The organism is Coleofasciculus sp. FACHB-1120, from assembly GCF_014698845.1.
Classification (GTDB): domain Bacteria; phylum Cyanobacteriota; class Cyanobacteriia; order Cyanobacteriales; family FACHB-T130; genus FACHB-T130.
This window is the reverse complement of the sequence record NZ_JACJTV010000041.1, coordinates 35,741-46,622: the sequence shown is the minus strand read 5'-3', so window position 1 is coordinate 46,622 and position 10,882 is coordinate 35,741. Positions and strand designations below refer to the sequence as shown.

At 46.1% G+C, this 10,882-nt stretch carries 12 protein-coding genes and 1 pseudogene; 5 read left to right on the top strand and 8 right to left on the bottom strand.

The features are described 5' to 3' along the window. Positions 1 to 83: pseudogene (locus H6H02_RS23880) on the top strand (IS1 family transposase); the annotation flags it as partial. Positions 84 to 381: 298 nt separating this feature from the next. Here H6H02_RS23880 and H6H02_RS23875 read toward each other — a convergent pair. Further along, on the bottom strand, positions 382 to 615 hold the full coding sequence (locus H6H02_RS23875) for a hypothetical protein (protein WP_190822488.1): 234 nt from the start codon (positions 613 to 615) through the stop codon (positions 382 to 384). Further along, positions 588 to 1,166, bottom strand: a complete 579-nt coding sequence (locus tag H6H02_RS23870; protein ID WP_277922593.1) for an ISAs1 family transposase — start codon at positions 1,164 to 1,166, stop codon at positions 588 to 590. The genes H6H02_RS23875 and H6H02_RS23870 overlap by 28 nt, the downstream gene beginning before the upstream one ends. Before the next feature lie 138 nt (positions 1,167 to 1,304). Between H6H02_RS23870 and H6H02_RS23865 the strand changes: the two genes are divergently transcribed. Together H6H02_RS23865 and H6H02_RS23860 are read left to right on the top strand one after the other, a co-directional pair. After that, positions 1,305 to 2,240: an ABC transporter permease gene (locus tag H6H02_RS23865; protein ID WP_190822483.1), complete on the top strand. Its 936-nt coding sequence runs from the start codon at positions 1,305 to 1,307 to the stop codon at positions 2,238 to 2,240. Continuing rightward, on the top strand, positions 2,237 to 2,896 hold the full coding sequence (locus tag H6H02_RS23860) for an HAD family hydrolase (RefSeq protein ID WP_190822481.1): 660 nt from the start codon (positions 2,237 to 2,239) through the stop codon (positions 2,894 to 2,896). Before H6H02_RS23865 ends, H6H02_RS23860 begins: the two co-directional genes overlap by 4 nt. Positions 2,897 to 2,906: 10 nt before the next feature. On the opposite strand, the gene upp is transcribed toward H6H02_RS23860, so the two are convergent. The 3 genes from upp to H6H02_RS23845 form a co-directional block, all read right to left on the bottom strand. Beyond that, on the bottom strand, positions 2,907 to 3,542 hold the full coding sequence (gene upp / locus H6H02_RS23855; protein WP_190822479.1) for a uracil phosphoribosyltransferase: 636 nt from the start codon (positions 3,540 to 3,542) through the stop codon (positions 2,907 to 2,909). Positions 3,543 to 3,977: 435 nt separating this feature from the next. After that, on the bottom strand, positions 3,978 to 5,213 hold the full coding sequence (locus tag H6H02_RS23850; protein ID WP_190822476.1) for a URC4/urg3 family protein: 1,236 nt from the start codon (positions 5,211 to 5,213) through the stop codon (positions 3,978 to 3,980). A gap of 72 nt (positions 5,214 to 5,285) precedes the next feature. Next, positions 5,286 to 6,551: a GTP cyclohydrolase II gene (locus H6H02_RS23845; RefSeq protein WP_190822474.1), complete on the bottom strand. Its 1,266-nt coding sequence runs from the start codon at positions 6,549 to 6,551 to the stop codon at positions 5,286 to 5,288. Positions 6,552 to 6,917: 366 nt separating this feature from the next. Here H6H02_RS23845 and H6H02_RS26800 point away from each other — a divergent pair, with 366 nt between their 5' ends. Next, positions 6,918 to 7,106 (top strand): hypothetical protein, encoded by a 189-nt coding sequence (locus tag H6H02_RS26800; RefSeq protein ID WP_199329524.1) that lies wholly within the window; start codon positions 6,918 to 6,920, stop codon positions 7,104 to 7,106. After that, positions 7,049 to 7,429 carry an iron uptake porin gene (locus tag H6H02_RS23840; protein ID WP_347342645.1) on the top strand — a complete coding sequence of 127 codons (381 nt, stop codon included), beginning with the start codon at positions 7,049 to 7,051 and terminating at the stop codon, positions 7,427 to 7,429. Before H6H02_RS26800 ends, H6H02_RS23840 begins: the two co-directional genes overlap by 58 nt. Before the next feature lie 294 nt (positions 7,430 to 7,723). Here H6H02_RS23840 and H6H02_RS23835 read toward each other — a convergent pair whose 3' ends face one another. The 3 genes from H6H02_RS23835 to H6H02_RS23825 form a co-directional block, all read right to left on the bottom strand. Beyond that, positions 7,724 to 8,824: an ABC transporter ATP-binding protein gene (locus H6H02_RS23835; protein WP_190822472.1), complete on the bottom strand. Its 1,101-nt coding sequence runs from the start codon at positions 8,822 to 8,824 to the stop codon at positions 7,724 to 7,726. A 146-nt stretch (positions 8,825 to 8,970) separates the two neighbouring features. Further along, a complete protein-coding gene (locus H6H02_RS23830; protein WP_347277800.1) occupies positions 8,971 to 9,777 on the bottom strand; it encodes a carbohydrate ABC transporter permease in 807 nt (268 codons plus the stop codon). 81 nt (positions 9,778 to 9,858) lie between these two features. Beyond that, the gene (locus H6H02_RS23825; RefSeq protein WP_190436357.1) at positions 9,859 to 10,770 is read right to left on the bottom strand and encodes an ABC transporter permease subunit; all 912 of its coding nucleotides are present in this window, start codon (positions 10,768 to 10,770) and stop codon (positions 9,859 to 9,861) included. Positions 10,771 to 10,882 lie beyond the last annotated feature (112 nt).

Genomic DNA, 10,882 nt, shown 5'->3' with positions numbered 1-10,882 from the left:
CCAAGAGCGAGGAAATGCTGAGACACTCAATTCGCTTGTTACTTCACTACCTGAAGTTTTGGGATGTGCCTGTTCCAGCTTGATTCATACCCCCATTCAGCAACGCCTGGCAGTGGTCAAGGAGTGATAGCCATGAGAGCGAAATAGATTGAGGGTAATCGAACGCACTACAGACCAGTTGAGGGCTGGAGCCATGAGAGTAAAAGGTGCGGCATCCTCCTGGAAGACGACATCCCTGACCTAATGCAGTCCATTTTCAATGTCGCGGTGCTGACGAATGCCCAAGGCAGCTTCGACGGCAGACAAACTCAAACTGGTGAGATAGAAACTGGTGGTGGCAAAGGCATGTCCCTGACGCGTCCCCTGACGATAGATCACAACCTAGCTGTGAGCCTGATGCCAAGTCTCAGCTAGGGTCGGTGGTGCGGCAAACACCTGGGTAGTGCGCTGCACCACTCGTCCGTGGGATGTATCCAAATGCACGGTTTGCGAATCCGGTGCCAGATGAGCGCAGGCATCGTGGAACTGCTGCATCAACTTTGGCTGATTGCCCTTGACGGCAATCAAGTAATCATTGCCTTGTGCCACTAAACGGGCAACGGTTTTTTTTGACAATGCAAGGCATCCATGCTGACCACCACGCCTGTGAGTGACAACTCCGCTAGCAACTGCTCCACCACCTGAATTTCACTTCGTACTTTGTTTTCAAAGCTCTTGTGGGCTAGCACCACTCGCCGTTGATGACTGTATGCTGACACCACACTCACAAAATTTTGGAATGCATCCGAGCGATTTTGCACAGTGCCTTTGATGCTTTTGCCATCCACTGCTACCCATTCTCCTGCTTGTGGTGCAAACTGCTCTTTAGCCCAAGTATTAAACAGCTGTGTTAATTGCTCAAAGTTGATTGCCTGAAACATCCGCCTTAATGTTGTATCTGATGGCATCCGCTCTAGATTCAACTCCAACACCTCAGACAACTTCTGATGATGTCGGATGCCGAACTCCTCTAGGGCTTTATATCCTTGACAACCGCTCATGACGCCCAACAGCGCTATCAATAGCATCATCCACAATGGGTATCGCTTCCCTCGCCCTGCGCGGTAATCTCTAATACATTGCAGTCTTTGTACCAGGCTGCTTGTGAGAATGCTTTCTCGATCCATACTGCTGTCTCAACCAGTGGCTGATTCTGTTTACTATGCTTCAATCAAGATTATTGCTCACTCTTGGTCTTATTTCTCTCTAGAACGAATTCTCCCTACTCGCAGGGGAGGGGTTGGGGGAGAGATTCCTGATTCAACATGGACAATCTCAACTTTTTCACCGACTATCTAATTGCCAGCCTGCGCCTCTCAGTACCGTTAGCCTTTGCTGCCCTTGGCGGGCTGTTTTCCGAACGATCGGGAGTGCTAAATATTGGACTAGAAGGAATGTTACTCTCCGGGGCATTTTCGAGTGCGGCAGGAGCATTTTTTACTGGCAATGTTTGGCTGGGAATGCTGTTAGCAATCGCCGTCGGGGGATTGGTTGGACTGCTTCATGCCTATCTGTGCGTTACCTTGCGCGTCGATCAATTAGTATCTGGACTTGCCATCAATCTTACAGCAGCGGGATTGACTTCTTTCTGGTCGCGTGTCTTATTTAATAGCGGTCAGGCGCAGCAACTACCAGGCATTCAAATCATTGGCATTCCCGGATTAAAACACATTCCGATTATTGGGAATCTCCTCTTCAATCAAGACCCCTTAATTTACTTATTATTTCTGTTAGTTCCCCTGAGTACATACCTGCTATTTCGTACAAGTTTAGGCTTATCTTTACGCGCCGTTGGAGAATATCCCCGTGCTGCGGATACTGCTGGCGTTTCTGTCACCAAGGTCCGCTATGTTGCAGTCACTCTCAGCGGCTGTCTTGCAGGTTTAGGAGGAGCTTATCTAACATTAGTTCACGTCAGATTCTTTGTAGAGGATATGAGTGCAGGAAGAGGTTTTATCGCCCTTGCAGCTTTGATTTTTGGCAGATGGCATCCTTTCAGCACGGCTTTAGCTTGCCTGTTATTCGGTGCTACAGAAGCTTTGCAACTGCGAATTCAAGCCTTTAATCTGAATATTCCCTATCAATTTTTAGTAATGTTGCCTTATGTCATTGCGCTATTGGCGCTAGTAGGATTAGCTGGCAAATCAACCCCTCCCGCCGCCCTCGGTGTTCCTTACATTCCCGAAAGTCGCGAACAATGAGTCGATATCAGTTAATTATTTTTGACTTTGATGGCACTTTAGCAATTACCCATCCAGCTATCATCTCGTGCGTTATCAAAACCTTCCAGACATTTAACATCGACCCGCCAGATGAAGAACAGATTCGCTCAGTCATTGGCGTTACGCTTGCTGAGGCTTTCCCGATTTTTTATCCAGCGATCGCGCCCGAAGAAATTCCTACATGGATTCAAACTTTTAGACACTTTTATCAAACAGAAGGGTTATTAAAAATCGATTTATTTTCGGGAGTGAAGCAAGTGATTCAAGCTGCATCCTCCGAGGGGTTGAACTTAGCAATTGTTAGCGTCAAACACACTAAGTTTTTAAAGCTTGCCGTAGAAAAGCTAAAAATTAATACTGACTTCGATCTGGTTATTGGCGATGACGGACAAACGCCAACCAAACCGGATGCAAGATTATTCCACTCAGTCATCCAGCCAATTTATCCAGACATCCAAAGTAACGAAGTTTTAGTATTTGGCGACAGTCATGTAGACTTAATGTTTGCTAAAAATGCTGGGTTAGATGCTTGTTGGGCTACTTATGGTTATGGCGATCGCGCAAAATGTTTAGCACTCAACCCAACTTTTGTCGTTAACGAGATTTCCCAACTGATTTCAATCATCAAAACCTAAATCCTAATCGCTACTTTGTCCCGTACAAGCGATCGCCTGCATCCCCAAGTCCTGGGACAATATAACCGTGTTCATCTAATTTTTCGTCAATTGCAGCCGTATAAATAGACACGTCCGGATGTTCGCGACGTAAGTGTGCAATCCCCTCTGGTGCTGCCAGCAAGCACAAAAACTTGATTGACATCGGGCTAACTTCTTTAATTCTGTCAATCGCCGCAACGGCTGAATTTCCGGTTGCCAACATGGGATCGACAACCAAAATATCTCGCTGTTCAATATCATTTGGAACCTTGAAATAATACTCGATCGCCACATGAGTAGTCGGGTCGCGATATAAACCAATATGCCCAACTCTTGCTGAAGGAATCAGTTCCAAAATTCCATCTAAAATCCCCTGTCCTGCCCGCATAATTGAGACAATCACCATCTTCTTTTCAGCAGCCAGCATCGGTGCCAACATGGGGGCAATAGGCGTCTTTATTTCTTCATATTTTAGCGGTAAATCCCGCGTCACCTCGTAAGCTAACAACATCCCGATTTCTTTGAGGAGATTGCGAAATTTTCCTGTGCTGGTTTTCGTTTGCCGCATCAGGGTTAATTTATGTTGGATCAAGGGATGTTCAACTACAGTGACTTCAGCATTCATGAATAAATTCCTCTCGAAAGATGCACAAAGACAAAGCCTACCTACGCAGGCTTAAAAACTAGCAAAATTCTTTTTAACTTGAATGCAATTTATAAAAGAACCTCACCCCCAACCCCTCTCCGTTTACGGAGAGGGGGGAATTTTTAACCCATCCCCGTAAACGAGGCTACGGTGTATACACATCTTTCATTAATTGGCAAAACGTTGATTGATCCCCCTAAATCCCCGCGCTAACGCGCCGCTACGCTAGAAAAAAGGGGGACTTTGACTGAATTCTCCCCCCTTTTTAAGGGGGGTAGAGGGGATCAAAACGTTGTGGGGCAACATTAGAAGACTTGTGTGTACACGGTAGCCCTGTAAACGTGGAGGGGCAGGGGTGGGGTTAAACCGTACTGCATCCAATAGAGAATTGCTATATTCGCTAGGTAATTTCTATTAAAACACGGTTCCATCACTTGCAATTTTAATTGGGGGAACGCCGCCTTCTCGTAATTGTGCGGCAATTTTTCTCCCCGCACTCCAAGTTCCTCCTTGTAAAACTTTTACTAAGGGTAATTCATCAGCAGTCATATTCAGCTTTTGTCGAATCGTTGCCGCAATTTTATCTAGCAAACTAATCGTTAAAGCCCTCCATTCGACAATTACCTCAGAACCCACTGGGTGACGTTCCTGCAAAACTGCTGAATCTTTGACTTGTAACAGTCCAGTATCTAGACATAAACCACCGTTACGATATTCGGGTAAACCTGTAAGTTCTTCTAGTCCAGTGATTTTTAAATCGAGTTCCTGAAGAGGTTCTAAAAGAGAATAAGTTAACCACTGAGAGAGTTTGTGAAATGGCACATAATTGTCACTTTTCTTATCTCCCGGTAAAGCGGAATGAATCCAGACATCGCCTAAGTTTACCCCAGCGATCGCAAGTCTCCCCGACCAAATTTCCCCTAACCCCTCCAAAACTGCACTCAACACCTTACTCGCAGCCAGTTGTCCATGATTGCTGCTATCCCACAAATAATTGACTAGATTGCCAAGACGCGGGCTTTCGGTGCCAAAAAACTTAGGATTTTGAGCGAGGACTTGTCCCAAACGCTGTAGCAGCTGAACGCGCCCTTCCACCCCAACCAGCGGATTTTTTTCACTAACTTGGAAACCCTGCGCTAAAGAGTCTTCTGTTAACTGTAGGAGTCCATCAGCATCTACCTGTAATGGTGATTTCGAGTGGCTAGAGAAAGCACCTTGAAAAAACATTCGGAAGCTAGCCACGGCTAAGCCTTCCGAACGCCGAAACACTTGTCCCGTTTCTGGTTCGCAATACTGCCAATTGGCACCCGCGCCTGCATCCAGTAAAACGCTAACAATCGCTAAATCAAACTTAACTTTCGCTTTTTCTAATCGATTCAGTCCCGTTAAAGCTTGTTCAAGTTCCAAAAGACGAGGCACATTTCCGACTTCAAAATGTCGCCAGCGACTGTGAAAAGGAATATCGAGATCGGGATAATCATCGCGCATCACGCCGATGACATAATCAGCGCATTTCTCTAACTGCGTTAAATCAACTCGAAAGTAACGCAGTTTGTCTTCACAGCCTAAACGAAAGATGCGATCGCATCTTTCTCGAATTGCTGCCGGACTTCTCAAATATGCGATCGCTTCCCGTTCAGAATTGCTCATAAACAATAAAAACGCAAAGATTAACTTTGCGTACCTTTGCGTAAACCTTTGCGTACCTTTGCGTTAAAAAACCTAATCCCCTAAACCCCGTCCCTTAATTTCTGCCAGAGTTGTCGCAGTGGGCACCTCTCCCGGCGTGTAGTAACCAGCGGCTTGCTTGGCAGCAATTTCCACCCACGCATCTTCTGGAATCCAATCATCGGGAATCGGGATGCGTTGGATTACCTCGATACCAGAATTTGTAATCGCGTTGTATTTCATATCACTCATCGACACCAAGCGGTCAATTCGCGTAATTCCTAGCCAATGCAACACATCCGGCATCAGTTCTTGAAACCGCATATCTTGAAGTCCCGCCACGCATTCAGTCCGGGCAAAATAGGCATCTGCGCGATCGCCTCCTTCCTGACGCTTCCGGGCATTGTAAACTAAAAATTTAGTTACTTCGCCCAAGGCACGACCTTCTTTGCGGAAATAGACAATCACCCCTGCGCCGCCTGCTTGTGCTGTCTGGACGCAGACTTCAATGCCATGCACCAGATAAGGGCGACAAGTGCAAATATCGGAACCAAACACATCTGAACCGTTGCATTCATCGTGTACCCGCACGGCAAGCAGTCGGTTGGGATCTGTAATTGCGGCGACATCGCCAATCAGATAAATCGTCGTGCCGCCAATCGGTGGTAAGAATACGTGTAAATCTGGGCGCGTTACCAATTCTGGGAACATCCCGCCTGTTTGCTGGAAGAGAATGCGACGTAAATCGCTTTCTTCAATGTTGAGTCGCTTGGCAATCCCTGGTAAATACCAGACTGGATCGATTGCGACCTTTGTGACGACTAAATTACCGTTATTTTTGATAATTTGACCGTCAACTTGCAAGCGCCCTTTTGCCACAGAATCTTGCAATTCCGGCATATTAATGTGAGCTTTGGTGACAGCAATGGTGGGACGAATATCGTACCCCTCTTCATAAAATGAAGGGAAAACTTCACCCACAATTGCTCCAAATGGATCGAGTGAGACAATTTTGTTCGCATCTGCCCAACTGGGATATGGCCCAATGTGGACAACCGGAGAAGTATTGGTTAAATCGGCGCGGTGATTTGCCTGGAGTGCGCCCGATGCGATCGCAAGTGCCCGATAAACGGCATAAGATCCCGAATGCGTACCAATTGCATTCCGTTGATTTGGGTTAGCTAATGTGCCAATAATTGGCCCTCGTTTCATCGGATCGCTTTCTCCCCAATGGATGGGAACCGATTTTTTACCCGATTTCCCAGGATGGGATGTTAAAACAATATGCTTGTGCGAAGATGCTTTTTTTGGGTTTTCCATAAATAGCCGCGAGATGCACTTAAGATACAGTTGTAGCGGGATCTCTAACAGGCGATCGCAAATAAACTCTCATCATAGCAAAATGATTTTGGCACTTGCCGTATTCTGCACAGCCAAATCTTTTTGTGATTGCCCCTCTATTTAGTATTATTTGCTACAAATTTGCCTAATTTCCAGATTTTTAAATTAACTTAATAGATATCTAATCCTATCGCTATACTTTCATGAATTCATCCATGCAAACGTTTGTGCTTAACCTTTTTTTCTCTTAGTTTTGTATGGGATTTTCGGTGCTAGTTAGGCTTAAGGAGGAAACTTTATCAGGATACAAAAAACCGCTAGAGAAACATCCTTAGCGGTTGCTGCTTGGCTTTATTGATAACACTGACTTTACCAAGCATCAAAAAACCGCAAAGAGCCATAAACGTCACCGGCAAAGGCAGTCGTAACGCCGAAGATCCCTTTAATGGTGCGGCTCTTTCTACCAACGCTTATGGATTGCAAGCCTCCTACCAGTCTCCCCGAACTTCAACATTTCCGGCTGGACGGGATTAATTAATGCTCGTGCCGAATCCGACCCATATAAAGGCAGCGATGCCAAAATCTTTACTTGGGCTTTGAGCTTTGCTTTGCCCGATGTTGGCGGACTTGGCAATCTGCTAGGATTCGTGATTGGTCAACCGCCCAAAGCGATTGAAACTGATGTTGTTGGGCGCGAAGATCCCGATACCTCTTTACATCTAGAAGCGTTTTACCGATATCAAATCACTGATAATATTGCAATTACCCCAAGATTTTTTGTTGTTACAAATCCCGAACAAAATGCTAACAACGATTTAATTTATGTCGGAACTGTCCGCCCCAGTTTTGTGTTTTAAGAAACGGTTGGAAAACGCCTGTTATCATTTTGAGAATTACCGAAACGTTCGCGTTTCGGTGCGTAGCACAGCAAGTCTTGTATCGCGTTATGCGCCCCTCTGCGTGAAGGTCGAGGAGTTGGGGGTGAGTTCCGAGTCTATTTTCACCCAATACAGAAATGCCATATACCCAACTTTAGTAAATAGCCAAGGGATTATTTCCCTGGCTATTTGACCGAGTCAAGCAAACCGAGTTAAGCAAACCGAGTTAAGCAAAAAATTTTTCTGATTGCAGAATAGAACATTTACCATTTCCTAACGCCCAACTGCTTGCGGTTGCCGTCTAAAAACAGCATCTCCCGTCTGCACATCAAACCAGTGGATATTCTGAAGTGGCAATGCTAGCGTTACATCTTCGCCACTCCACTTTCTATCTGTCGGTAATAAGGTACGAATTGTCGTAGGTTCGCCAGCAGAACCCTCAACCCGCACGCTCACTAAGTTGTTCATCCCCAAGTTTTCTACCAAAAACACCCGACCCCGAACGGTGTTTCTATCTTCCGGTTGTGCAATGCGAACATTTTCTGGACGAATCCCCAACACAATCTGAAGTGGCACTGTCGGAACTTCCGGAAGCGGGATTCTAGAATTCCCTAGCATGGCGGAATTTCCCTGGCAAGGCAGGGTTAACAAATTCATTTGGGGACTGCCTACAAACCCAGCCACAAATAGATTTGCCGGATTATTATAAATACGTTCGGGGGGGTCGAGTTGCTGCACATCGCCCTTGTTGAGAACCGCCACTTTACTAGAAAGCGTCATCGCTTCTGTCTGGTCGTGGGTGACGTAAACAACTGGAACGTGTTGAGATTCAAATAATTGCTTAATTTCAGCCCTGACGTTTTCCCGCAACAGCGCATCCAAGTTACTTAAGGGTTCATCTAATAAAAAGACATGAGGGCGGCGTACCAAAGCCCGTGCTAGGGCGACCCGCTGCCGTTGTCCGCCAGACATTTGACCCGGTTTGCGGCTCATTAATTCGTCTAATCCCAATACTCTTGAAGCTTCTGCCACCCGTTGTTTAATTTCTTCCGGGGGTGTTTTTTGCAGTTTGAGACCAGAACCGATATTCTCGTAAACCGTCATGTGAGGATAAAGGGCATAGCTTTGAAATACCATTGCAATGTCGCGATCGCCCGGTCGCAAGTTCGTGACATCTTTATCCCCAATTGAGACTCGACCGCGCGTGGGTTCCTCTAGACCTGCAATCAACCGCAGAATGGTAGATTTACCGCATCCAGAAGGTCCAAGTAACGTAAGAAACTCACCATCTTCTACGCTCAAGCTAACGTCTTTGACCGGGATGACTTTGGGATTATAGGTTTTATTTAAGTTTCTGAGTTCGAGTCTAGCCATGATTTTAAACAGGTTGAAGGTTGAAAGTTGCAGAAAGTTGAAGGTTGAAAGTTTTTCTACCTCGTTTTCTGGCTCAATCTGAGAAAAGTTATGGTTTTTAAGGTTTGAGTGATTTATTTATAACTCAAAACTCAAAATTCATCACTTTATCCTTTAACAGCACCCGCGGTTAAACCTTGGACAATCTTGCGCTGGAAAAATAACACCAGTAAAACCAAGGGCAAAGTCCCCAAGACCGTCGCCGCAGCAATTGGCCCGTAGGGAATTTCAAATAGCGACGCACCGCCTAATTGAGCCGCCCCAACCGGAATCGTCTTCATATCTTCACGAGTAATAAAGGTGAGGGCGAAGATAAACTCGTTCCAGGCAAAAATAAAGGTGAGAATCCCAGTCGTTACCAAAGCCGGGACTGTCATCGGCAGTAAGATTTGCGTCAGCATTTGGAACGTATTGTAGCCATCAACTTTAGCGGCATCTTCCAAATCTTTTGGCAATTGCTCGAAAAAGCTTCGCAGCACTAAAATCGTCAACGGTAAATTGATGGCAGTATAAGGAATTATCAGCGCCAAATAGTTGTTACCCAAGCGAAATGCCTGGACAATTTCTAACAGTCCCAAGAACAACAAAATTCCAGGGAATAAAGTAATGATTAGGACACCGGCGAGGATAACTTTGCCGCCCCGAAGATGCAATCGTGCCAGAGCGTAAGCAGCGGGTGCCCCAATGGCTAAAGCCAGAGCGGTGGAAGTAATCGAGACGAAGGCACTATTTAAGATGTAGCGCCAAAACGGACGACGAACGAATAACTCAACGTAGTGAGCGAGGGTGTATCGAGTGGGAAAATAGACCGTGGGAACAGCGGCAATATCCTGATTGACCTTGAATGAAGTCAGCAATTGCCATAAAACTGGCGCTAGGCAGAAGATTACTACCAGGGCAACTGCCAGGGGCATGAAGATTTTTTTCCAGGAAAACTTTTTGCCCTTGGTTGGGGTTGGAGCGGTTGGGCGTTCTTGGGGAATGACACTCATAACTTAAGCGGCTCCTGAAGTTTTGGCACGAGAGCGACTGAGCAAGAAACTAGCGATCGCTACCGCTACAATCAGCAACGTAAAGGTCACTACTACCAGCGCCGCACCATAACCAAAGTCTAAGTAGCGCATCACGGTGGAGTAGATGTACAGCGAGACCACTTCCGTCGAACCTCCAGGCCCGCCACCCGTCATCACCGCAATCAAGTCGAAAATTCCGAAAGATTGGGCAAATCGAAATAGCAGTGCAATTAAGATTTGCGGCATCAGCAACGGTAGCGTAATTCTAGTGAAGTTTTGCCAAGGAGTTGCTCCATCAATCGAATGGGCTTCGTAGAGGTCTGGTGAAATCGACTGCAACCCCGCCAAGAGCAGAATGCTGATAAACGGTGTGGTTTTCCAAACATCGGCAAAGATCACCGCCATCAATGCCAGCGTTGGATCTCCCAGCCAGTTAATCCCACCTTCAATTAGACCGACTCGTCTGAGGATGTCGTTGACAACGCCAAACTGGTCGTTAAAAATCCAACCCCAGGCAAGACCAATCAGAGCAGTTGGTAACGCCCACGGTAAGATAGCCGTCGTTCGCACCAAGCTTCTTCCTCGAAATTTCTGAGTTAGAACCAGAGCGATTCCCAGCCCTAGCAATAGCTCGATAATAACGGCTGAGGTAGTGAAGACTGTTGTTGTCCAGAAACTCTGCCAGAAACGACCATCCCCTGCCATCCGTCCGTAATTATCCAGACCCACGAAGACAGGTTGCAACTCGGTTCCTAGGTTCTTCGTAAACAAACTCAACCAGAATGCCCGAACAATCGGGTAGCCATAGACCAATAACAGGACAAGCAAGGCAGGCAGTAGTAAGATCCAGCCCGTGCGTTGTTCCCGACCTCGGATTGTATTCAGGTTCATCATGAAGTCAAAGGTAAAAATTCAAAAAGCTAACTCTTAAACAAGTCAAAAATCCAAAGTGAAAAGGCACAAGAAACCGCAAATGATGCAATTGTTTTGATTGACTTTTGCCTTT